The following is a 23126-nucleotide window of genomic DNA, read 5'->3' as shown; positions in this document are numbered from 1 at the left end:
TGTCGCCTGCAAACGCGATAGCGGCCTGCGGGGTTATTCGCCCTTCACTTCTTCAGCGCGTCATGGGCCTCCAGCGCCCGCAGCGAATAAATATAAGCCGCGCCGGCATTCAGCGAGACCGCTGTCGCCAGGGTGGCGGCGATCTCTTCGCGGGTAGCGCCGGCCTTGATGGCGGCGTCGGTGTGTACGCCGATGCAGCCGTCACAACGTGTCGTAATCGCAACGGCGATGGAGATCAGCTCGCGGGTCTTGGCATCGAGCACGTCGTTGTCGGCCGCGGCCTTACCCAGGGCGGTGTAGGCCTCGACCATTTTCGGGTTGCTTTTGCCCAGGGCGCCAAAGGCGCTCTTGATGGTGGGCAGCAGTTCGGACCAGTTATTGAACATTGCATCGACTCCATTGTGATGAACGAGGTGGGACCGTTGCAGTCTTGCCCATCAATGATGTCCAAGGCTGTCTTTTAAACAAATACTCACGCGAGGCTTAGGGCTCGACCCTGGCGGGCAGCAACTTCAAGGTGCCGCGGGTGTTGGCGGTGACCTCTTCCTCGGCCAGGTGCGCCTGGTGATACAGCCCTTCGATGTAGGCTTCGGCCTGGTCCTCGTAGTGCTTGTCGAACGGTACGCCGCTCTGGCCGACCGGGTTGATGGTGACGCTGTGGGTCGGGTCGGCGAAGTCGATGATGCGCCGGGTCGAAGGGCCGTACGTCACGGGCCACGGCGCAGGGCCGATCTTGGCCGAAAGGTTGTTCGGTACTTCATGGGTGCCCGGAGCCGCGAACGGGCCGACGTTGAAGATCCGATCCAGCGGCTTCTGCTGACCCAGGGGATGCCCATGGGCCAGGGTGTGCGCTTGGCCCCACTGCCATTGGGAGGGGTCGTCCCCCAGTGTCGCCTTCAGGTGAGCGAGGGTTCTTCCCCAGGCCTTCATCACCGTGTCGGTGCGGGTTTCGGTGCCCAGCGTCGAGCGGTCATCCCACCACGGCGAGTCCTTCGTGGCCGCCAGGCGTGGCAGCGCGGCGTCGATGGCCCGGGTCGATAGTGCGGTTTCGAAGAACCCATCGCCCAGTTCATCGCGCAGGGCCGTGTTGGCCAAGTCATACAGAAATTGGTTGAACAGCGTGGCGCTGACGGAATCCAGTGGGTAGTCACCCTTCCACTGGGCCAATTGCTCGACCCATTTGCGCTCCTGCGGGTCGCTGGCCGTTTCGCGCAATATCGGCAGCAAGGGCGCGAGCAGACGCGGGCCATAGGCGGTGGTAGTACCCAGTTGCAGTTTCTGGGTGGTCTGGATGTCCCATTTGGCCTGTTTGTCGCTCAGTTGCAGATCGAGTTGCTGGCCCCGGTCGGCGAGGTTGTAGTAGCCGGGGATCTCGATCCCGCTGGCCGCCACCGGCTGGAAATTCGCCGAGAGGACGTAGCCCCTGGCCGGGTTTTCTTCCTGGGGGTTGCTGCTGAACGGATAGAAGCCGTCCTTTTGCGCTTCGGCGCTGCTGCCGTCGAGAATGAAGCCTGGCTTCACGCCGGCCGGCCGCTTGGGCAATTGCGCCGCGGCCCACCAGCCGATATCGCCCTTGGCATTGGCCCAGACCACATTCAGGCCCGGCGCATGGATCTTGGTCGACGCGCCCCTGGCCTTGGCCAAGGTGTCGGCACGATTAAGCTGGTAGAACGCCTCGAGGATCGGATTGCGGCTTTCCAGGAACCCCCACCACATGGCGATCGGGGTCTTGCCGGCATTGGCGCCGAGGGCATCATTGACGATCGGGCCGTGAGGTGACTGGCGCAGCACCAGTGTCACCGGGGCCTGGCCCTTGACGGCGATCTGCTGTTCGCTGCGGGTCATGTCCACCCACTGGTCGCGGTACCAGATCTGTTCGGGGTTGTCCGGGTTGATCTTTTCGGCGATCAGGTCCAGGTCGTCGTTCTGGAACATGGTGATGCTCCAGCCGAAGTCCTTGTTCATGCCCAGCGAGGCGAACGGCATCAGGGCCTGGTACTGGCCGTAGAGTTCGAACCCCGGCGCCGAAAGGTGCGCCTCGTACCACACCGACGGCGCTGAAAAGCGGATATGCGGATCGCCCGCCAGCAAGGGCTTGCCGCTTTGGGTGCGGCTGCCGGAGACCGCCCAGGCGTTGCTGCCTTCGAACTGCGGCAGGCCGTTGTCGGCCAAGGCCTGTTCGCTCAGGCGTGCGAGTGCGTTGAGGTCTTTCCAATCGAGGGCGGTGAGTGCCGGAGCGCTTGCAGGGCCCTGCGGCAGGACACCTTGGGGCTGCCAGTCAAGGTCGAAGATGTTCAGGTAATCGGTGCCGAGTTTGTCGCGCACGTAGCTCAACAAGGGTTCGGTGCGAAAGGCAGCGGCGAAGCTGTAGGCCATGTAGCCGACAATGCTGGCGGTGTCTTCGGCGGTGAAGGGACGCTTGGGAATGCCCAGCACGTCGAACTCCAGCGGCCGCGTGTGGGTTTGCTGATAGGTGTTGATGCCGTCCAGGTATGCCTGCGTCGCGATCCAGGCCGGCGATTGTCGATCCTGCTCGGCGACGTAACTGGCGGCGCGCTCGCGGATGCGCAGGCTGCGCATCAGCTTGTCGGTGTCGAGCAGCTTGGGCCCGAGGATCTCGGCCAGCTCGCCCCGGGCGAGGCGGCGCATGATTTCCATCTGGAACAGCCGGTCCTGGGCGTGGACATAACCCAGCGCACGATACAGGTCGGTTTCGTTCTCGGCGCGGATATGCGGCACGCCGCGCTCGTCGTAGCGCACCGTCACCGAGCCTTGCAGCCCCTCCAACTGCACCGTGCCCTGGCGGGTGGGCTGCTTGCTGTAGAGGTAGCCGCCCGCGACGATGATTGCGGTGACGATCAGCGACAGGAAGGCGACGAGGGTGCGTTTCATGGTTGATCCTTATTCGAGTGACAGCGGTCCCATGATCTTGCTGTTGATTCCCTGTTTAACATGCAACCGCTTGCCGGTGCATCGTTCCTCGGAGGGATTTTTCCTGATCAACCGAATTGCGTGGCGAGGGGATGAGCGTCGAAGTGTGTCGCGAGGGCTGGCCACAGGGGCGTTTGCCTGTGGCCAGGGTGGAAAGGAGGATGCCGGACCGTCTGGCGATGGCCCGGCGGTTTCGTCAGCTGGGTCGGGTGGGAGTGGCTTCGGTGGACGGTCCGCCAAGCGGTGGCGCTTCTCCGCGTTCCGCCAGTTCGACCCCATCGCCCGCTTTTTTCGGCCCCGTTGCCAACCCCTTGGCGAAGTCGGCAGTGATGTTGAGCGCAGAGAGGCTGCTCTGCGGAACAATCTGGGTCAGGCCACGGGTGACGTGATAGACGTTCTCCAGGTTGCGGGTCAAGCCTTCGGTCTGGGTGTGGGGCAGGGTGTCCCGGTTAGGGTTGGTTACGTTCTGCCACGGTACCTGCGCCCGCTTGGCAAGGTCGTCAGTGCCATCGCCCAGTGCCTTGTTCTCGAGCGGTGCGGCCACGCTGTTGGCAAAGAATGGCAGCAGCGTCAGGCCGGACGAGAAGAAGGTCGTGACGATCTGCTCCATTTTCTCTTTGACTTCAGGGTTTTCACCCACCGCGGCGGCATCCCCAGCGCCGGTGCGCATGGCGATCCCTGGGCCCACCCCCACGATCCGGTTGGCGAGGTCAGTGACATTGGCCATGCTGATCGGGTTGAGTTTGCCTTTCGCCTCGGCAAGCGCCTTGGGCAGGAGTTCTTTCCACTCGCGGTTTTCCTTCGTGACGCGGTAGGTGGGGATTTGCTCATCGCCGTGGGTCTGGGCATATTTGGCTACCGCCTGTCCGCCCGCCATGAAGGTGCCGCCTACTGCAGAGGCGACACTGCGAGCCGCGATGCCGGAGGCGTTGACGGACGTGAACTGATCTATCGTGTCCCTTACCGCATGGGCCGCGCCGAAGGCGAGGTAACCAGTAAAGTCGCCGCTCATGGTGCCAAAATTGTTGGCGTTCTGTTTCAGTTTGAAATCAGCTCGCTTTTCGCTCTGTGTCGCGTCGATGGTATCGCGTTGTGGGTTGGCAACCCGCCGTCCGTTCACGGTGATGTCTTGCAGGGCCTTGGGGTATACCGCCAGCGGATCGACCTTTTCCAGCCCTCGGCCGATCGTCTTGTCGACGACGACCTGGACAAACGGGCGCAGGCCATCGCTGATCACCTTGTGGGCGGTACCCAGGACGGTTGACGTCGCCGCCACATGTTTTCCGAAGGACTGGTCCGCCATCGCCTCGTCGATCGCCGCGGTGGCGGCGCCGAAGTGTCCGGCAGACGCGAAGCCCTGGGGGATCCCAGCGTCGGCAAATACAGCCAGGCCTGTCACGAAGCCGCTATGGGTCTTGAGTTCGGCCACGTAGTCCTGGCGTGCGACGTTCTTCAGCGCGGTGTCCAGCACCTCGTTTTTTTTCGTCGCCGCTGCCAGTTTGCTGGGTTTGTCGTCGTCCTTCTTCAGCAATCCGCCAAGCTCTTTGTTGACCTCACGCAACTGCCCTAACTCATCCCTCGCCTTGTCTCGGTCGGCCTGGGGAAGGCTCTCGTTGCTCGCCGCTTGTTGCGCGTGCTCGATCCGGCTTTCCATGAACGTGTTCAGCCGCTTGGGCATGTCTTGCGTCATGGCTTGCATGACGCCTTTGGCATAGCCGCGAAAGGCTTCATGACTGCTGCGCAGCAGCTTGAGATCATCTTCTCCCGGGGTTTGATCGATCACTTCCTGACACAGCGAATGATAGGCACCGAGGGTGTTACCAACGCGTTCGCAGTGCTTGTCCCAGACTGCCTTGAAACCTCCGCTCTCTTCCCTGTCGCCCTCGTTCTTGGCCAGGTACTCGTTGAAATCCTTGGCGAATGCTTCGGTTTCTTCCTGGCCTGACAGCATCGGGTGTGGCGTGCCGCCGAGTTGCGCGAGATGTTTCTGAACGTCTTGATAGCTGGTTCCTGGGGCGTAGCTCAATACCTTGCCTTCAAGGCTCATGTGCGCTCGTGCAAAGCCGATGGGGTCACTTTGTGGGTCCTTCTTGCCGAGCCTGCCGATCATTCCTTCCAAACGATTCTGTTTGACCTGGAGCGTTTCCTGGGTCTTGCTGCTCGCTTTCCCTTCAAAGTGGTAAGGCACCAAGGGCGTGGTGGATGGACGGACCTGATCGGACAGGCTGGGTCTTACCGGTGTGATCCGATCGTCCTGTTGGGGTAACGGCGCCGAACTTGAGGTTCCGCCTACTGATACTGCTGGCATGTCGTGTTCTCCTTCCTAGATCGACAGGGCGTTGTTGAGCCCTGCGCTGCGCGGGGTGGTTTTTTGCTGGGTGGGCTTGGCGGCTTGGTTCGGGCCGGCGCCGTCGAAGAAGTAGCCGTCCCGCCAGATCAGCGCCATGTCGGCGGCACCGCCCATCAGCCCGAGCAGGCGCTCGGCGCTGAGGTTGTCCAGGGGGACGTGGCCGATCAGGACCACCTGTTCGCTGTCGCGGTTGTACGACAGCGACGGGCAGAACGCGCCGCTCAGCAGATACAGGTTGGTTTCCAGCAGCCGTTGCATGACTGCTTCGCGATTTGCCACTGGCAACGGCCCGAAGCCGCAGTAGATGAAAACGTCGCCCTCGCCCACGCCAGGCGTGTGCTTGAGGGAGAAGTCGACCTCCTTGACCGACAGGTTCGCCTGTTCATAGAACGCTGACGGGGTAGGGATCATCGTGAGTTCGCAGAGCTGATCGATCAGCTTGCAATAGGTGGGTGACGCCATGATTGACCTCGCATTGTCATCCAGGCACCGACGAGCGCCTGCTGCCCCTGATGAGTGACAGCAGCGCCATTTCGGTTCCACTCCACCGTGTGGAACCGCTGGCAAGTGATCTGCCACCCAATGGCGCCACCTCATTCAAGGTTGACCGCCATGTCCCGATCACTTGCACCGTCGCCGGCCCTTCGCGCTGTCCCCAGAGGGTTGTCCATGTTGGCCCTGGGTACCTTGCTGTACGGGTGCCAGCACCTCGAACCCCAACTGACCATCGGCGACCGCTTCGCCAATGAACCGTACCGCGCCCAGTTGCGCTGGCTTGAACCGGCGCCCACCGACACGATCATCAAGATTGGCGAATCATCGCCGCAAAGCGGTGGCAGCCTGTGGGCACGCATGCGCCAGGGGTTTTCCCTGCTGGCCAAGACCCAAGGGGTGGCGCGCATCGATGAGCAACGCCGCTGGTTGATGGAGCGCCCGGCGTTCCTCACCCAGACCGGACGGGCCGGCAGTCGCTACCTGCACTTCATCGTCGGCGAACTGAACAAACGCAACATGCCGCTGGAGCTGGCGTTGCTGCCGGCGATCGAGAGCGGGTTCAATCCCAATGCACGATCGCCTGCCCAAGCCATGGGACTCTGGCAGTTCATTCCGGCCACTGGCCGCCGTTACCAGCTGCAGCAGCGTGGCGACTACGACGAACGCCGGGACATTCCGTCGTCCACCCGCGCTGCGCTGGATTACTTGTCCTACCTGCACGAATATTTCGACGGCGACTGGTTGCTGGCCCTCGCCGCGTACAACGCCGGTGAAGGTCGGGTGCGCGACGCCATCGTGCGCAACCGCGCGCGGGGACTGGCGACCGATTATTGGAACCTGTCGCTGCCCGGCGAGACCCAGAACTACGTGCCGCGGCTGCTGGCGTTGTCGCAACTGGTGAACACGCCCACAGAATATGGCGTGAGCCTGGCACCGATCGCCGACCAGCCCTACTTCCAGATGGTCGCCTTGGCGCAGCCGGTGGACCTGGCGCAGCTGGCGCAGTTATCGGGCGTCCATGAGCGGGAGCTGCGCATGCTCAACCCGGCCGGACGCGGCCGGGTCGGGGGGCGTCTGTTGATGCCCGTGGAAGCGTCTCGCAGGCTGCTGGCGCAACCGGAGATGATCGCCAAGGCGGCGTTGCCCAGGGTGAGTGTCGAAGAGCAAGCCGTTGCCGCTCCGGAGAATGGGGTGGCGGAGCCGCAGGTCGCGCAAGCGGCTCCGCCAGGGGTGTGAGCCGGCGATCAAACCTTACAGGCAACCCATCGCGACATTTGCCAGCCCTCGGGCGCGAGGGTCCATCAAGACGTAGGAGCCAATGGTGTTGCAGGCGAAGCCGAACGCCACGCCGCGCTCGGGGTCGGCGAAACCGATGGTGCCGCCGGCACCCATGTGGCCGAAAGCCTCGGGCCCCATGCCGTAGCTGCCGTTCGCCACATCCGACTGGTTGAGCATGATGCCCAGGCCGAACCGCGTGGGAGTCTGGATAGTCGGGTCGTATTCGGCGCTGTGCTCGCGCAGCATTTCGTTGAGCAGCGGCGACTCCAGCAACCGCCCGTCGAGCAGGCCTGCGTAGAACTGGGCCAGGCTGCGGGCGTTGCCATGACCGTTGGCAGCCGGCTGGGTCATGCGTTTCCAGCCAGCTTCGTTGCTGCGCCCCAGTACCATCGGTGGATTGGCGAAGGCCAGTGAGCTCATTGCATTCGGCTCGGTGAGCACGTACTGCAACACTCGCCCGAAGGCCTCGTCGTCGACGTCGTCCTTGGTACGCGCCATGTAGGCGCAGCGAGCGATGGTTGCGTCATCCAGGCCAATATGGAAATCCAGCCCAAGCGGCATCGCCACCCGTTGGTGGATGCTCTGCGCCGGGCTCAGGCCGTCTACCCGGCGCAGTAGTTCACCGAGAATCCAGCCAAACAGCAACGGCGAATAGGTCTGCCGTTTCCCTGCGTCGGCCCACGGCTGTTCCCCGGCAATCAGGCCGGTCATGGTGTCCCAGTCGTAAAGGGTTTCCGGTGCCAGGGGCGTGCGCAGCGCCGGCAGCCCGGCGCGATGGCAGAGCACCTGGCGCAAGGTGATGGAGGCTTTGCCGGCATTGGCGAATTCGGGCCAGTAATGGCAGATCGGCGTGTCCAGGTCCAGGCGGCCTTCGCCGACCAACTGCATGATCGCCACGGCTGTGAAGGGCTTGGTGCAGGAGAACAGGTTGAGCAGCGTGTCGTGCTGCCAATGGCTGGCGGGCTCCGGCCCGGCGATGCCGGCCCAGAGGTCGATCACCGTTTCGCCGTCGATCTGGATGCACAGGGCGGCGCCGCGTTCGAAAGGGCTTTGCATCAGCCCGATAAAGGCCTTCTTGACCGACTCGAAGCGAGGGTTGCAGTGGCCATGGATGGTAAGTGCATGCGTCATGTGAGCTCCATGCGGGGTTGGGATTCTCCCTTGAGTGACGGGGGCTGGGGAAACGGTTCATTGACCCAGCGGAAGTCTTTCCACAGGGATCTTTTTTGCCGAGCCCAGCCACTCATGAGCATTGATTCCTACCCCCGGAGAATGTCGATGCCTTACGAGCGCACCCTTGACCTGAACAGCGACGCGTTTCGCGGCGAGGCCTACCGGCACTATGCGACGTTGCGCCAGGCGTCCCCGGTGTTCCTCAGCCAGCCCGAAGGACAGTTGCCGATGTGGTACGTCACCGGTGCCCGGGAAGTCGAGGAGGTGCTGCTGGACACCGAGCGTTTTGCCCGTGATCCGTCACGGATCGATCCGCGGTTTGCGGCGATGCTCGGTGGCGAGCAGTCCATTGCATTCCTCAACGACCACATGCTCAACCGCGACGGGGAAAGCCATCGCCGGCTGCGTCGGCTGGTCAACAAGGCTTTCACGTTGAAGGCGGTCAACGCCATGCGGCCGCGTATCGGACAGATCGCAGAGACGTTGCTCGACGCCGTCCAACCGGACGGGCGGATGGATCTGGTGAGCGAATATGCCTTTCCTTTGTCCATCACGGTCATCGCCGAACTGCTCGGTGTCCCTGCCCGTGACCGCGAGGACTTTCGACGCTGGTCCCACCTGATCGTCCGGCAGGTGGGCCATGACCTGAGCGAGTTGCAGCGCTGCTACAACGAGTTTGCCGGCTACATGCTCGCCTTGATCGACCAGCGCCGTGCCCAGCCAACCGATGATCTGGTCTCGGCCCTGGCCCAGGTCGAGGAAGAGGGCAGCAGGCTCAGCCGAAGCGAGCTGTGCAGCATGATCGCGTTGCTGATCATCGCAGGTCACGAAACATCGGCGTCGATGATCGGCAACGCCGTGCACATGCTCTTGCAGCACCCCGAGGCACTGGCCCGCTTGCGTGACCAGCCAGCGCTGATGACGGACGCGGTCGAAGAACTTTTGCGTTATGACTCGTCGGTGGAGCGGGCGATGGTCCGCTTCGTCACCCAGGACACTGAATTGGGAGGGCAGCGCTTGCAGCGGGGCCAGTTGCTGGTGGCGGTGGTGGGTTCCGCCAATCGCGACGAGGCGATGTGCGCCAATCCCGACACGCTCGATGTCACGCGCCCGGCCTGCCCGCACATGTCCTTTGGCAAGGGCACGCATTATTGCCTGGGCGCATCGTTGGCCCGGCAGGAGTTGGAGATTGCGTTGAATACGCTGCTGCGGCGCTGTCCGGGTCTGCGACTGGCCGTTGATCCAGCCGCTGTGCGCTGGCGCTATGTGCCCAACTTTCGAGGACCGGATGCGTTGCCGGTGTGCTGGTCGGTGGATTGATAAGGTTGTGCAAAAAATGGCATGGGCCTGAAAGCCGATGAATGTTGCGGCTCGTCCGACAGGCTGCCAGACGAGCCGCGCACTCACGCCAGGCTGGCCTCAAATGTTGGCGCAGGTGCTGAAGCGGTAATGGGTGTGGTCTCGATGGGTATCAGGTGCAGCCCGTAAAGCACCACATCCGCACGTTTGTCAGCGAACCGGGCGATGCCCGGAAAGCGTCCCCATTGCGTCGCGCCCAACCCTTGCACGCCACGCTTGCTCGCCTCGTTGTGCTCGATGATCCAGGCCACCAGCGTCTCGAAACCATACTGCCTGGCAAGGACCACGGCGGCCTGGCCCAGGCGAATGCCGACGCCGCTGCCGATGTGGTCGTTGCGCACATAGATCGACACCTCACCGGTCAACCGACAGGCCTGGGCCCCCCAGCAGAAGCGATTGACAATCAGCCAGGCGACGACCTCGCCACCGCGTTCGAGTACGTAGATCGGATCACCTTCCTTGACGAAGCAATCGACGAAAAACGTCATTTCCTTCAGGGAAAACGCTCTGAGCACAGGAGAGCTGGTTCCCCCCAGAGCGCTTTCGTTGAAGATATCCGTCATCACCGGCAGGTCGTCGGGCGTATAGCGGCGCACGCCGCGTGGCAGGTCGGGTCGGCTGTTCAAACGATTGTTGTTCATGGCCGGGCTTCTCCATAGACGCTTCGCTTGAGTTGTTCACGGGCGCGAAACAACCGTGAGCGCACGGTGCCGATGGGCACGCCCAGCCGTTCGGCGGCATCGCGGTAGCTGCTTTCGGTGTCCACGGCGGTCCACAAGGTGTCGCGCATGTCCTTGGGCAGCGCGTCCATCGCCAACAACGTGCGGTCCAGCAGCCGATGGTTGTCGCACAGTTCACTCAGGTCTATGTCCTCGCTGGATTCGTTGAAATCGCTCTCATCGAACGTGCTCAGCGGCGGTTGCGCATAGAAGCGGCGGAAGTGATTGCGGATCAGGTTCAAGGCGATGCCGCACAGCCAGGTGTCCGGCTTGGCCAGGCCCTTGAATTTCTCCTGGTTGCGCCAGGCTTCCAGATACGTGAGTTGGATGATGTCGTCGGCGTCGTCCTGATTGAGGACGCGCTTTTGCACAAACAGACGCAGCTTGCGCTCCTCGCCGAAGCTGACACCTGGCGCACTGGGGCGTGTCGGTGAGGTTTGCGGGGGGAGCATGAGGTTCAGGCTGTTCATCAATAAATCCCTCTGAATGGGTTCCATGGTGTCGACCCGTCTGTCGACATTTCCCCTTCAGCAGGACCTGTGCCAAGCCGTGTTTGTGTGCTAAGCGATTGAAAATTAAGTATTTTCTGTTAGTGCTATTGCTCTATTTGTGCAAGGTCATGCACGGCGTCCCTGGAGTCCACTGCATGAAATTGCACCGGCCAATTCCTCGAAACAGTGCCGATGGTGAGCACCGTCGTTCGCTTCGAAAAAGTGCGTGGCGACTATGGAACCGAATGGTAGATCGCCGCCACCCACTGAGCGTCCGAAACCACGCTCCCGGTCATCATGAAAGTAGAAGCCCCGACAAACGCGCACATTGCCGTCAATCTCGCCCAGGCCGCATCGGCCGTCGCGGGCGTTGGCAGGCCTGTGGAATCGTCGCAGGCCGCCCAGTCCAGTTCGATGGAGGAGGTCGGCATGACCTTCAGCCATCACGTGGAACGCAACACCAAGGCGCTGAGCCAGCGCCGCATCCGCAACGCCCGCAGCGAGGTGGGCCAGGTGCGGGTCGAGACCCGTGAGCAGTTGGAAGAGTGGTACGACCAGCTCGGCCATCCCGGCAAGCAGAGCCTGGGCGCCATGGCGGCCCAGGCCGGCGTGTTGCTCAATGGCCAGCCGGTGCTTGAAGAATTGGTGCAGTCCACGGGCGGTGATCCGGCCCGTACCGACCTGATCCTCAAGCAGGCACTGCTCGATGCCGAGGCGCAGGGCCGTCTCGTCGAAGCCAAGCGTGCTCGTGACTATCTGCAACTCTTGCGCGAGCGATATGGGGCGCAGATCCAGGCGGGCATGAACATCGCCGAGGCCCTGCGCGCCTCCGGCGGCGATCCTGAATTGCGCCAGGCGGTACGGCGCCTTTATTACGACACCGTGGTGCTCAAACAATCATTGCCCACCATGATGCAGGCACTGCTGGGCCTGTTTGGTGAAGCCTCGTTCGTGTCTGGGCTGGACATGATGCGCCGCGCATTGGCTGACGACATCGCTGCCCATGCGCCTTCGCGGCCTACGGCGTTGCTGCGCACGCTGCTGATCGGCCTGGCGGCGTCGACACAACTGAGCAGCGTGTTGCAAAGCTGCCGGCGACTGCTGGAGCAACTGGCCTACAGCTGCCCGGCGAGCCAGCTCACTGCTGTGTTACTGCTCCAGCGCATGCTGGGGTTTGTCAGCAGCGGCCTGTCTTCGGCAGAAGTGCGTCGCATCGGCCGTGAATTGGGCGGCGACCAGGAGCGCGATCAACTGGTCTCCCTGAACGGCTTGTACCCGTTGCTCAAGCGGTTGCCGCTGGCGCTCTGGCGTGACGCGAAAAGCCGCCAGACCGCGCTGAAGAATCTGCTGGTGCTGCTCGATGAACGCTCCCGTGGCGAGACCCGCGGACAGACCGCCGAACCGGTTATTGGAGCGCAGTCATGATCGCCCTGTTGAACAAAGTCGCCAACGCGGCGGTGCGGCGTATCGAAGTGGCCGGGGCGTTTGTGGTACTCGGCATCGTGTTCATGTTGATCCTGCCGTTGCCGACGTCGGTGGTCGATGCGTTGATCGCTATCAACATCTGCATTTCCTGCCTGCTGATCGTCCTCTCGTTGTACCTGCCGCGCCCGTTGGCGTTCTCGTCGTTTCCGGCGGTGCTGTTGTTGACGACGCTGTTCCGGTTGGCACTGTCGGTGGCGACCACGCGGCTGATCCTGCTCCAGGGTGACGCCGGCCACATCGTCCAGGCGTTCGGCAATTTTGTGGTCGGAGGCAATCTTGCGGTCGGGCTGGTCATTTTTCTCATCCTGACGGTGGTCAACTTCCTGGTGATCACCAAGGGCTCCGAGCGGGTCGCCGAAGTGGCGGCGCGGTTCACGCTGGACGCGTTGCCGGGCAAGCAGATGTCCATCGACAGCGACCTGCGCGCCAATCTGATCGACGTCAGCGAAGCGCGCCGCCGTCGTGAAGAATTGAACAAGGAAAGCCAACTGTTCGGCGCGATGGACGGCGCGATGAAGTTCGTCAAGGGCGACGCCATCGCCGGCCTGGTAATCGTGGTGATCAACCTCATCGGCGGCTTCTCGGTCGGCATGGTCCAGCACGATATGAGCGCGTCCGATTCGATGCACTTGTATGCGGTGTTGACCATCGGTGACGGCCTCATCGCGCAGATTCCTGCACTGCTGATTTCCCTCACCGCCGGCATGATCATTACCCGCGTGTCGCCGGAAGGGCAGCCGGCGGGCAGCAGCGTCGGCAAGGAAATCGCGCAGCAATTGACCGCCGAGCCCAAGGCTTGGGTGATCGCTTCGGTAGGCATGCTCGGCTTCGCCGCCTTGCCCGGCATGCCGACGCTGGTGTTCATCGTCATTGCCGTGATCACCGGCACGGCGGGCATCATCCAGCTGTATGGGCGCGCGCGAAAGGCTCGCGAAGGCGAACAACCTGAAGCGACCGTCACGCCGGAACACAATGGCGCCGAAGACCTGCGCAGCTTCGACCCGACCCGTGCCTATCTCTTGCAGTTTTCCAAGTCGATGCAAGGCAACCCGGCCGCCGAAGACGTCATCCAGGCGATCCGCAAGAAGCGCAACGCGCTGGTTGCCGGGTTTGGCCTGACCTTGCCGCCGTTCGAGATCGAGTACAGCGCGCTCCTGGAAGACGATGAGTTCCGCTTCTGCGTGCATGAGGTGCCGATGTTGCGGGCCACCTTCGGTGACCGCGTGGCCGTTGCGCGCGGGCCGCTGCCGTTCGAGCCGCAGGATGCCCAGGTCGGCAGCGAGGTGCGCGACGAGCATCAGTGGCTATGGCTGGCGCCCGGCGACCCGTTATTGGCGGACGAGCGAGTGGAAGCGGTGCCTGCGGGCGAGCTGCTGGTGGAACGCATGAGCCGCGCCATGTTTGCCACCGGCCCGCAGTTCCTCGGCTTGCAGGAGAGCAAGTCGATTCTCAGCTGGCTCGAAGCTGGGCAGCCAGAGCTGGTGCAGGAGTTGCAGAGGACCATGCCGCTGGCCCGTTTCGCCGCCGTGCTGCAGCGCCTGGCGGGCGAAGGCGTGCCGCTGCGGGCGGTGCGCCTGATCGCCGAGTCATTGATCGAGCATGGGCAGCACGAGCGCGACGTCGGTGCGCTGACCGACTACGCGCGCATCGCCCTCAAATCACAAATCTACCACCAGTACCGCGATGAAGACGGCCTGCACGTCTGGCTGTTGACGCCGGAGACCGAAGGCTTGCTGCGCGATGCGCTGCGCCAGACCCAGACGGAAACTTTCTTTGCCCTGGAAAGCGTGCACACCCGCGCCCTGGTCCTGCAACTGCGCGAAGGTTTCCCGCTGCGGGCCAAGCGCACGGCGGTGCTGTTGGTGGCGCAGGACTTGCGCGCACCGCTGCGTGACCTGCTGCGTGACGAGTTCAACCACGTGCCCGTGCTTGCCTTCAGCGAGTTGCACAGCAATGCCCAGGTCACCGTGTTGGGACGTTTTGATCTGGAGCAGGAAAAACTGCAAATCGAGGAGGCCGCATGATGGGTCTTTCCCCTTGGCACGCGAACAGCGCTGCCGCGCGTAACGATGTGATTCCAGGCGCGTTCACTGGCCTGGCTGTGACAGTGGACGAGGGCCACCCGTGCCCCGTCCTTCAAGCGGATTGCCGGCGCACATCTGTCGCGCCTTGAGGAGTTGGCCATGTTCGAGCTGCGTGTATTGAGTGGTCTGCACCGAGGTGCGGCGTTGCCGCTGGTAGGTGAGCAATGGGTGGTCGGGGCGGCGGAGGATGCCGACCTTGCGCTATACGACCCAGGTGTCTGCGGCCGTCACGCGACTCTCAGGCAGGTCGAGGGCCAATGGCTGCTGGAATCACTGGAGGGCGCAGTGTGTGACGGGCAAGGCCAACCTTGGGCATCGCCCGGGCCGTTGCCGGGCAATACGCCTTTTTCCATCGCCGGCATCTGGCTGTGCCTGGCTCCCGCCGACCAACCTTGGCCCGAAGACGCGGCCCTGGATGACGCTGCGCACCTGACAGTCGAGCGCGATGCCCATAAACCTGCAGCGCGGCCGTCATGGCCCAAGCGCGTGGGGATCGCGGTGGCGGTGATCACCGTTGCCTCCAGCGCCTGGGCCTTTACCAGCCAACCGGCACCGACGGTGGCGCCCAGTGCGGTGCAGCAGCACAAGCAGGCCAAGGCTGCTTTGGACACGGTGGAGGCGGTTCGCCTGGAGCTGGATCGCATGCTCCAGGAACGAGACCTGGATGCCGATGTGCGGACCGAGGTACAGGACGGTCGGCTGGCGCTGGTGGGCGAGCTGCCGCGTCAGCGCCTGGCGGTGGTCGAGCGGCTGATGGAGCGTTTCCATGCTCGCTACGATACGTCGGTCGAGATCACCGCCAACGTCAAGGAACGATTGACGCAACTACCGTTTCAGATCGCCCAGATTGTTGGTGGCAAGCGTGGTCACGTCGTCACCTCCGATGGGCGCCGGCTGTTCCTGGGGGATCAGATCGATGGCCTGCGGCTGACCGCCATCGACAGCGGCAAGGTGACGTTCGAAGGCGAGCAACGCTACGAGGTTACGTGGTGATGCAAGCCGCCATCGCCCGTTTGGAGAGCTGGGAGGCCGGGCAGCGGGCACGCCTGCGCCGATTCGCGCCGGTCATGGTGCGTGGACGGGTGCAGCGGGTCAGCGGGATCCTGTTGCAATGCCGGCTGCCAGGGGCGCAGATCGGTGACCTCTGCCAAGTCGAGCGTGATGCACGCGAGCCATTGCTGGCCGAGATCGTCGGCTTCGACCGTCACGACGCCTTGCTCAGCGCCCTCGGCGGCCTGGAGGGCGTTCGTGTCGGCGCGGCCGTGGAACCGTTGGGCATGCCGCATCGGGTGATCGTCGGGCCGCAATTGCTGGGCCAGGTGCTGGATGGCTTTGGTCGGCCTCTGCTGGAGGGCGGCGTTGGGGCGTTCGCCGGACCTCAAGTGCCATATGCCTCGCAAGTGATCGGCGAAGCCCCGCCGCCGACTGCACGGCCGCGCATCCAGCGGCCGCTGATGACAGGCGTGCGCGCCATCGACGCAGCGCTGACCCTCGGCGAAGGCCAACGTGTCGGATTGTTTGCCGGCGCCGGTTGCGGCAAGACGACGCTGTTGGCGGAGATCGCCCGCAACGTCGACTGCGACGTAATCGTTTTCGGCCTGATCGGTGAACGGGGGCGCGAGCTGCGCGAATTCCTCGACCATGAGCTGGATGATGAACTGCGTGCCCGTGCGGTCCTGGTGTGCGCGACGTCCGACCGTTCCAGCATGGAGCGCGCCCGCGCGGCATTCACCGCCACGGCGTTGGCCGAGGGTTTTCGTGCCGAGGGCCGACGCGTCCTGCTGCTCATCGATTCGCTGACCCGGTTCGCCCGTGCGCAACGGGAAATCGGCCTGGCCGCCGGCGAGCCGTTGGGACGCGGCGGCCTGCCTCCTTCGGTGTACAGCCTGTTGCCGCGCCTGGTTGAGCGGGCCGGGCTGAGCAATGACGGCGCGATCACCGCGTTGTACACGGTGCTGATCGAACAGGATTCCATGAACGACCCGGTGGCGGACGAAGTGCGTTCGCTGCTCGACGGTCACATCGTCCTGTCGCGCAAACTCGCCGAACGCGGTCACTACCCGGCCATCGACGTGCTTGCCAGCCTGTCGCGGACCTTGGCCAATGTGGCCGAGGCCGAGCACCTGCGCGCGGGCATCAATCTGCGCCGCTTGCTCTCGGCCTACGATCAAATCGAACTGATGCTGCGCCTGGGCGAATACCAGGCCGGCGCCGATCCCTTGACCGACCTGGCGGTGGAATCGCGCAGCGCCTTGGACGCATTCCTGCGCCAGGACCTGCGCGAGCCGGAGCCGTTTGCGGCGACGTTCGCCCATCTCCAGCAGTTGACCGCTTATGTCCCGGGCTGATCTGGACGCCCTGGCGCCGGTGCGTCGGCACCGCGAAGCGCAAGCCGAACGGGCCTGGCGGCAACAGCGCGACCTGTTGCGCGAGCGTGAAGCAGCGGTTGCCGCCGCGCGGGTGCGCTGGCAGGCCGCGAGCGAACAGCAGGTGACGCAGCGCGAGGCGTTGTACGGCGAGCACCGCGGCCGTGCGCTGAGTGTGTGTGAGCTCAATGCCTGGAGCACCGAGGAACGGCGCCTGATCGGCGAACTGGCCGAGCAAGCGCAGGCCTTGCAGGCGCTCGACGAGGAACAGGCGCAACAGGCGCGCAGCACCGAAGCCGCCCGGCAGCGGTTGCAAAGGCGTAGGCGCGACCTGGAAAAGCTCAGCGCCATGATGGATTACCTGGTGGAGGATCCCAGTGATGAATGAACGCACCCTGCGCGGTGAATCGACATCCCCTCTCGCGCCACCCGTTCGTCACGCCCCTCGAGCGTATGAACAATTGCCGGCCCATGTGAGCCAGGCCAGTCGTCCGGCGGTGCGCGAGCCTGCGCCTGCAACCGGGCGCGACCCGGAACCCGTGGCGGAGCGCAGCGATGGCTACTGGTTTCGCCAGTGGGTCGATGCGCCACAAGGCGGCTGTGAGGACGACACCGCCGGCACCGGTTCCCTGTCGGGGCTGGTGGGCCAGGACAGCGGCGAAGTGGAAGCCTTTGTCGACCAACTGTCGCCACGGCTGCGAGCGACGGTCGACCAGCAACTGGACCTGCTGCTGCACCTTCCCCATCTGGGGCGCATCAGGGTCTCTGCGCAGCGGTTGGGCGGGGCGTCCGGCTGGGACATCGGCCTGAGCGGCGAAACCGAAGGCGCGCGTGCGCGGCTGTCGAGTCGATCCGGACGCCTTGAAGAAGCTTTGGCCCAGAGCCTGGGCCAACCGGTGACGGTACGTGTTACCGACGAAGACGAGGCGAGCGTGACATGAGCGTACAAGCATTGGCGTTGCCAACGATGAGCGGCGACGCCGCCGTCGCCCGGCAGCTATTGGGAACTGGCGTCAGTTTGCCCTTTCAGGTGGCCGGTGAAGCAGGTCTTGTGCAACTGACCCTGGGCAGCGGCGTCGGGGGAAGTGCGCCGTATGGGCTGGCGTGCGCCCATGGTGTCCTGGCCCTCGACGAGCCCGGCCCGCTACTCAGCTTGTTCGGAGAATGCCCGGTGGTCATGCCTGCCGAGCCGGGTTCGGATGACGCCTGGTTCTGGGCGCTGTTCCAGCAAACCCTGAGCGAGCCCTTGCGCCAGGCATTCGGTTTTCTCCGGCCGCTCGCCGCACCGGTGGCCGAGGGCATTGCCTGCAGGATCGACGTTCAGCTGGGCGCGGCGCATGTCACGAACCAGCTGCACATCGGCGGGGCAACCCTGCTGGGGCTGCTCCGCGCCGCGCCCTGGCAGCGGCGGCTGGCGCCCTGGCGCGAGGATGTTCTGCTGGATGTCCCGCTGCCGCTCGGACACCTGGTGTTGGCTGCCGGGCACTTGGCTGCGCTGCGCCCCGGTGACGTGCTGGTGCCGGAATCCGCGCTGTTCGATTCATCCGGTCAGGGGCTGATTCGCCTGGGCCGGCATTGTTTGCAGGTGCGGGTCGATGATCGTGCCGCACCGTTGCGCCTGACCTTGCTCGCCTTGGAGGAAACCGATATGAGCACCACCGCCGACACCGACATCCTGACGCCCGAGTGGGACGACACCACCGGCTACGAACCCGACGCCGAAGCGCCCATGGCGGCTGATTACCCATTGCCTGGCGATGCGCACGCGCAAGACGCCGATGCGCCGGGCTACCAGCCGGCCGCCGTCGGCGAGCGCTTCGATGACCTGTCCGTGGCACTGACGATACGTTGTGGCCGCTTGAGCCTGGCCCTGGGCGAGCTGCGCAACCTGGCCCCCGGTTCGGTGCTTCAGATTCAAGGCGTGGCGCCGGGCACGGCGGCGTTGTTCCATGGCGAACGTGCCCTGGCCCATGGCGAATTGGTGGACGTGGATGGCCGGCTCGGCCTGCAAATCACCCGCGTGGATGTGGCTGGATGAGCTTCCAGGGGGTCGACCCCTTTCTGCTGGCGCTGTTCATCGGCGGGATTTCGTTGGTTCCCCTGCTGCTGATCATTTGCAGCGCCTTCCTCAAGATCGCCATCGTGCTGACCATCACCCGCAACGCCATCGGTGTGCAGCAGGTGCCGCCGAACATGGCGCTGTATGCCATTGCGTTGGCCGCGACACTGTTCATCATGGCGCCGGTCGGCCATGACATCGCCGAAGAGCTGAAGGAGCGACCCCTGGATTTCAGCAACACCGAGGCACTGCAAGGTTCTGCCTTGAACGCGGTAAAGCCGTTGCAGGCCTTCATGTCGCGCAACACCAACCCGGACATCCTCGCCCACCTGCTGGAAAACACCCAGCGCATGTGGCCCAAGGAGCGTGCCGAGCAAGCCAGTCGCGACGACCTGATGCTGCTGATCCCGGCCTTCATGTTGTCGGAGCTCGAAGCAGGCTTCCAGATGGGATTCCTGATCTATATCCCCTTCATCGTCATCGACCTCATCGTGTCCAACCTGCTGCTCGCGCTGGGCATGCAGATGGTCGCGCCGATGACCATCTCGCTGCCGCTCAAGCTGTTGGTGTTCGTCCTCGTGCAAGGTTGGACGCAACTGCTCGACAGTCTTTTCTACTCCTATCTCTGAGGGCCCGCGATGGACGCGCTGACGTTGTTCAAGGAGGGCATGTTGCTGGTGGTCCTGCTTTCCGCACCGCCCTTGATCGTGGCGGTGATCGTCGGCGTGCTGACTTCCCTGGTGCAGGCCTTGATGCAGATCCAGGACCAGACCTTGCCCTTCGGTATCAAGCTGGTGGCAGTGGGGTTGACCTTGCTGTTTACCGGTCGCTGGATCGGCGGCGAGTTGCTGGGGCTGCTACGCCGGGCATTTGAACTGATGGCCAGCACCTGATGACGGCCCAGGCGTTCGTTCCCTATTTCGACTTGCTGCTGTCGATCGCCCTCGGCATGGCGCGCATTTATCCGGTGGCGTACCTGGTCCCGGTGTTCTGCTTCCAGCACCTGCGAGGCTTGCCACGCCACGCCGTGGTGTTTGCCCTGGGCATGCTGCCCGCGCCGGGTATTCGCCAGGCGTTGATTGATGCCCAGGCCAACTGGCTGACCCTGGGCGGGCTGATGTTCAAGGAGGTCTTGCTGGGCCTGCTGCTGGGCGTGCTGCTGGCGATGCCGTTCTGGCTCTACGAATCGGTGGGGGCCTTGCTCGACAACCAGCGTGGCGCGCTCATCGGCGGGCAATTGAACCCTGCACTCGGCACCGACACGACGCCCTTGGGCCATCTGTTCAAGGAAATGACCATCCTGTTGCTGGTCGCCACTCTCGGCATCGGCACGCTGACCCAAGTGATCTGGGACAGCTACCTGGTGTGGTCGCCCACGGTCTGGTTTCCGTTGCCCGGCGCGGATGGCTTCGGCGTGTTTCTCGGGCTGCTTGGCGAGATGTTCATGCACATGATGCTCTACGCAGCGCCCTTCATCGGCTTGCTGTTGCTGGTGGAATTCGCCCTGGCCCTGCTGAGCCTGTACAGCCCGCAATTGCAGGTGTTCGTCCTCGCCATGCCGGCCAAGAGCCTGGTCGGCCTGGGCTTCCTGCTGTTCTACCTGCCCACGCTGTGGGACGCGATGACCGGCCGTCTCAGCCGATATGCAGAGATCCGTCATCTGCTGCATCTGTTAGTGCCGGCGCCCTGAAGGAGGGGCTCGTACATGAGCGAAGACAGCGGCGAAAAGACCAAGCAGGCGACGCCGAAAAAAATCCGCGACGCACGCAAGAAGGGTCAGGTCGGCCAGAGCCAGGACCTGAGCAGCCTGCTTGTGCTCACGGCTGTCACCGAAGTGGCATTGACCCAGGCCGATAACAGCATGCAGGCGCTGGGCGACATGGTCGCGTTCCCGCTGCACCGGCTCGATGGCGACTTTGTCCGCGCCTTCGAGGAAACCCTGGCCCATGCCGGCGGCGTGCTACTGAGTTTTACCTTGATGACCGTGGGGCTGGCCATTGCCACGCGCCTGATCGCCGGTTGGGTGCAGTTCGGCTTCCTGTTCGCACCCGAGGCCCTCCAGCCCGATCCGAATCGCTTGAATCCGTTGAACCAGGCCCAGCAGATGTTTTCCGCCCAGGCGCTGATCCAGCTGTTCATGGGGCTGGTCAAGGCGGTGTTCATTGCCAGTGTGTTGTACCTGGTGACGATGCCTGCCCTCGGGTCGTTGATCAGTCTGGTCAATGGAGACCTCGACAGCTATTGGCGCGGGCTTGCCGGCTTGTTCCGGCACATCATGCACATTTGCCTGGGCGTGTTGCTGGTGTTGGCGATTCTCGATTTCGGCTTGCAGAAGTATTTCTTCGCCAAGCGCTTGCGCATGAGCGAGGAAGAGGTGCGCAAGGAGTTCAAGGAAATGGAGGGCGACCCCCACGTCAAGATGCATCGCCGCAGCCTGGCCCGGCAATTGATCGACCAACCCGCCGGCAAGGAAACCAAGCCGGTGGAGGAGGCCGACGTGGTGGTGGTCAACCCCACTCACTTCGCCGTCGCACTGCTCTACCGACCGGAAGAAACACCGTTGCCGCAGTTGATCACCAAAGGGGTCGACGCCGATGCCCGCGCGCTGATCGAGCGGGCGAAGGCGGCGCGGATCCCGGTCATCCAATGTATCTGGCTGGCGCGGACGATTTACCGCGAAGACGTTGGTGGTTACATCCCGAGGGAGACGCTCCAGGCCGTTGCGCACATCTATCGGGTGCTGCGCGAGCTGGATGACGAAGCCAAGGGCGACGTGATCGAAATCCCCGAACTGAACCTGCGCTGAGAACGATGGAACCGCCGCACCGGGAGATACCACTCAGCTAGGGAGCGAGGCTCGCCCGAGCGATGCCTGCTTGCCGACAGTGCACCTTGCACGCCCATCGACTCGTGGAGATTTCCCATGCCTGAACCCAATCCGCTATCCATAAGGAGCACCGGTGCCCTGCATGGCACCGAAGGCTTGCACTCATCGCGCTCACCCTCGCTGAGCCAGCAGCCTCGCGAGGCCCAGCAGCGCACCGGCACCCAAAGCCTGCACGAGCGAGGGCGTTCGTCGTCGATGCCCCCTGCGGTGCATCAACGTGGCCGGCCCCGCACCCGGGGCGCGAACCGCACGGCAAGGGCCGAGGATCGGCCGCTGGATGACACGCAAGGGTCCAGCTCAACGCCGGCACCTCGCACGCCCGACTCGTTCATGAATGAAATGGAGACCCGTCAAAGGCAATTGATGGAAAGGCAGTTCGACATGCAAATGCAAATGGAGGAGCGCCAGAGCGCCATGGTGCTGGTCAAAAGCTCCGCCGACATGGCCAAGCTGATGAGCGATACGGTGACGGAGGTCACCAAGGGCTTCATGGACACCGCACGTAAAGTCATGCAGGAGGGTGGCGAGGCGATGAAGCTTCGGTAGGATTCGTGATCACTTTGCAGGAACAACCCGTGGCGAGGGATAAATCCCTCGCCACGTTCTGTCTAGACCAGTCGCGGGCGGCTCGCATTGAGCGAGGCTGGACGTGAAGCCGTTGGCGTTGCGGACGCTACCAAGCGTGTACGCACCTCGCCGACCTGCGCGATGAAGCCCACGATCCAATGGCAGAACTGCGCTTCATCCAGCATCGACAACGGGCAGTGGGCACACAAGCGAACGCTGCCCTGGTCGTCCAGGGCCAGCCAACTGCCGGCGAGCAAGTCCAGGCGAAAGTTGAGTTCCAGCAAGCGCTTGTGCAGGCCGGGCGTGTGCAGGGGCACCTCGATCGAACAATGCAGGATGGCGACGTCGCCGTGATCAGGCAGCTCGATGATCACGGCCTCGCGATTGTTCGTGTCGTACAGTGCGCACACGCCGCCCTCCAGCTGAAGATCGGTATGCAGATGTTCCGCCAGCGCCGCGATCAGGCGTTGGGCGAGCGGTGTGGCCATCATGAAGCCTCCCTTAATAAGTGACGCAATAGTCGTCAAGGTCCTCCAGGCCCAGCAGCGATAACTGCCTGGACTGGATCTCATCGAGCAGTTCCGAGGATATCGGCGCCTCGGGCAGCGCTTGCCAGACCACCAATGCCCGCTGCGGATCGAGAAACAGGAACAGCTGCGCATAGTCACTCGGCTGGGCGAAGCGGCGTTCGAGCGCGCGCTGGAGTTGATTGACGCCCAGTGCCTGGCTTTGTACCTGCAAGGCGAGCCCCACGCTGTGGGGCTCGCGTCGCAAGCAAAACTCGATGCCCGGGGCTATTTCCCAATACGTCGCGATGCCGGCGATGATGTTTTTCTGAAAAGCCTGGCGCGTGCTTACGCTGTGTACCGAAAAAGACATACC

Annotated in this window: 23 protein-coding genes; 14 read left to right on the top strand and 9 right to left on the bottom strand. The window is 63.6% G+C overall.

Annotated features, from left to right (window positions below; translation table 11 throughout):
* Positions 1-44: 44 nt before the first annotated feature.
* From JZ00_RS07570 to JZ00_RS07555, 4 genes are all read right to left on the bottom strand, one after another.
* Positions 45-386, bottom strand: a complete 342-nt coding sequence (locus tag JZ00_RS07570) for a carboxymuconolactone decarboxylase family protein (RefSeq protein WP_039590349.1) — start codon at positions 384-386, stop codon at positions 45-47.
* Positions 387-483: 97 nt separating this feature from the next.
* Entirely contained in the window at positions 484-2892 is a 2409-nt protein-coding gene (locus JZ00_RS07565) for a penicillin acylase family protein (RefSeq protein WP_039590351.1), read from the bottom strand.
* A 235-nt stretch (positions 2893-3127) separates the two neighbouring features.
* Complete coding sequence (locus tag JZ00_RS07560) at positions 3128-5239, bottom strand: hypothetical protein (RefSeq protein WP_039590353.1); 2112 nt, start codon at positions 5237-5239, stop codon at positions 3128-3130.
* 15 nt (positions 5240-5254) lie between these two features.
* Entirely contained in the window at positions 5255-5743 is a 489-nt protein-coding gene (locus JZ00_RS07555) for a type III secretion system chaperone family protein (RefSeq protein WP_039590354.1), read from the bottom strand.
* Positions 5744-5893: 150 nt separating this feature from the next.
* On the opposite strand from JZ00_RS07555, the gene JZ00_RS07550 reads away from it, so the two are divergent.
* Positions 5894-7012: a transglycosylase SLT domain-containing protein gene (locus JZ00_RS07550; protein ID WP_039590356.1), complete on the top strand. Its 1119-nt coding sequence runs from the start codon at positions 5894-5896 to the stop codon at positions 7010-7012.
* Positions 7013-7027: 15 nt separating this feature from the next.
* Here the strand turns inward: JZ00_RS07550 and JZ00_RS07545 are convergent, their stop codons facing one another.
* The gene (locus JZ00_RS07545) at positions 7028-8185 is read right to left on the bottom strand and encodes an EstA family serine hydrolase (RefSeq protein WP_039590358.1); all 1158 of its coding nucleotides are present in this window, start codon (positions 8183-8185) and stop codon (positions 7028-7030) included.
* A 147-nt stretch (positions 8186-8332) separates the two neighbouring features.
* Here JZ00_RS07545 and JZ00_RS07540 point away from each other — a divergent pair, with 147 nt between their 5' ends.
* Positions 8333-9547, top strand: coding sequence for a cytochrome P450 family protein (locus JZ00_RS07540; RefSeq protein ID WP_039590360.1), 1215 nt, complete (start codon positions 8333-8335; stop codon positions 9545-9547).
* Between the two features lie 83 nt (positions 9548-9630).
* Here the strand turns inward: JZ00_RS07540 and JZ00_RS07535 are convergent, their stop codons facing one another.
* Both JZ00_RS07535 and JZ00_RS07530 read right to left on the bottom strand, forming a co-directional pair.
* Positions 9631-10227, bottom strand: coding sequence for a GNAT family N-acetyltransferase (locus tag JZ00_RS07535; protein ID WP_039590362.1), 597 nt, complete (start codon positions 10225-10227; stop codon positions 9631-9633).
* Positions 10224-10775 (bottom strand): RNA polymerase sigma factor, encoded by a 552-nt coding sequence (locus JZ00_RS07530; protein ID WP_039590363.1) that lies wholly within the window; start codon positions 10773-10775, stop codon positions 10224-10226. The genes JZ00_RS07535 and JZ00_RS07530 overlap by 4 nt, the downstream gene beginning before the upstream one ends.
* 318 nt (positions 10776-11093) lie before the next feature.
* Here JZ00_RS07530 and JZ00_RS07525 point away from each other — a divergent pair, with 318 nt between their 5' ends.
* The 12 genes from JZ00_RS07525 to JZ00_RS31185 all read left to right on the top strand — a co-directional run bounded on the left by JZ00_RS07525 (position 11094) and on the right by JZ00_RS31185 (position 22223).
* A complete protein-coding gene (locus JZ00_RS07525; protein WP_039590365.1) occupies positions 11094-12221 on the top strand; it encodes a TyeA family type III secretion system gatekeeper subunit in 1128 nt (375 codons plus the stop codon).
* Positions 12218-14305, top strand: coding sequence for a type III secretion system export apparatus subunit SctV (gene sctV / locus JZ00_RS07520; protein WP_039590366.1), 2088 nt, complete (start codon positions 12218-12220; stop codon positions 14303-14305). The genes JZ00_RS07525 and sctV overlap by 4 nt, the downstream gene beginning before the upstream one ends.
* Before the next feature lie 159 nt (positions 14306-14464).
* The gene (locus JZ00_RS07515) at positions 14465-15358 is read left to right on the top strand and encodes an FHA domain-containing protein (RefSeq protein WP_039590368.1); all 894 of its coding nucleotides are present in this window, start codon (positions 14465-14467) and stop codon (positions 15356-15358) included.
* Complete coding sequence (locus JZ00_RS07510) at positions 15358-16713, top strand: FliI/YscN family ATPase (RefSeq protein WP_039590371.1); 1356 nt, start codon at positions 15358-15360, stop codon at positions 16711-16713. Before JZ00_RS07515 ends, JZ00_RS07510 begins: the two co-directional genes overlap by 1 nt.
* On the top strand, positions 16700-17119 hold the full coding sequence (locus JZ00_RS07505) for a hypothetical protein (protein ID WP_039590373.1): 420 nt from the start codon (positions 16700-16702) through the stop codon (positions 17117-17119). Before JZ00_RS07510 ends, JZ00_RS07505 begins: the two co-directional genes overlap by 14 nt.
* Entirely contained in the window at positions 17112-17672 is a 561-nt protein-coding gene (locus JZ00_RS29710; protein ID WP_052742289.1) for a type III secretion system HrpP C-terminal domain-containing protein, read from the top strand. The genes JZ00_RS07505 and JZ00_RS29710 overlap by 8 nt, the downstream gene beginning before the upstream one ends.
* A complete protein-coding gene (sctQ, locus tag JZ00_RS07495; RefSeq protein WP_039590375.1) occupies positions 17669-18769 on the top strand; it encodes a type III secretion system cytoplasmic ring protein SctQ in 1101 nt (366 codons plus the stop codon). Before JZ00_RS29710 ends, sctQ begins: the two co-directional genes overlap by 4 nt.
* Positions 18766-19419, top strand: coding sequence for a type III secretion system export apparatus subunit SctR (gene sctR, locus JZ00_RS07490; protein WP_039590376.1), 654 nt, complete (start codon positions 18766-18768; stop codon positions 19417-19419). The genes sctQ and sctR overlap by 4 nt, the downstream gene beginning before the upstream one ends.
* A 9-nt stretch (positions 19420-19428) precedes the next feature.
* On the top strand, positions 19429-19683 hold the full coding sequence (gene sctS / locus JZ00_RS07485) for a type III secretion system export apparatus subunit SctS (protein WP_039590378.1): 255 nt from the start codon (positions 19429-19431) through the stop codon (positions 19681-19683).
* Positions 19683-20480: a type III secretion system export apparatus subunit SctT gene (gene sctT / locus JZ00_RS07480; protein ID WP_039590380.1), complete on the top strand. Its 798-nt coding sequence runs from the start codon at positions 19683-19685 to the stop codon at positions 20478-20480. Before sctS ends, sctT begins: the two co-directional genes overlap by 1 nt.
* Before the next feature lie 15 nt (positions 20481-20495).
* Positions 20496-21596, top strand: coding sequence for a type III secretion system export apparatus subunit SctU (gene sctU, locus JZ00_RS07475; RefSeq protein ID WP_039590383.1), 1101 nt, complete (start codon positions 20496-20498; stop codon positions 21594-21596).
* A gap of 117 nt (positions 21597-21713) precedes the next feature.
* Positions 21714-22223: a type III effector gene (locus tag JZ00_RS31185; RefSeq protein WP_196304809.1), complete on the top strand. Its 510-nt coding sequence runs from the start codon at positions 21714-21716 to the stop codon at positions 22221-22223.
* Positions 22224-22285: 62 nt separating this feature from the next.
* Here JZ00_RS31185 and JZ00_RS07465 read toward each other — a convergent pair whose 3' ends face one another.
* Together JZ00_RS07465 and JZ00_RS07460 are read right to left on the bottom strand one after the other, a co-directional pair.
* Positions 22286-22735: a type III secretion system chaperone gene (locus JZ00_RS07465; protein ID WP_039590384.1), complete on the bottom strand. Its 450-nt coding sequence runs from the start codon at positions 22733-22735 to the stop codon at positions 22286-22288.
* Positions 22736-22745: 10 nt separating this feature from the next.
* Positions 22746-23123, bottom strand: coding sequence for a hypothetical protein (locus tag JZ00_RS07460; protein WP_039590385.1), 378 nt, complete (start codon positions 23121-23123; stop codon positions 22746-22748).
* Positions 23124-23126: the final 3 nt, after the last annotated feature.

Source organism: Pseudomonas frederiksbergensis, from assembly GCF_000802155.2.
GTDB lineage: Bacteria > Pseudomonadota > Gammaproteobacteria > Pseudomonadales > Pseudomonadaceae > Aquipseudomonas > Aquipseudomonas frederiksbergensis_A.
This window is presented reverse-complemented; position numbering and strand designations above follow the sequence as displayed.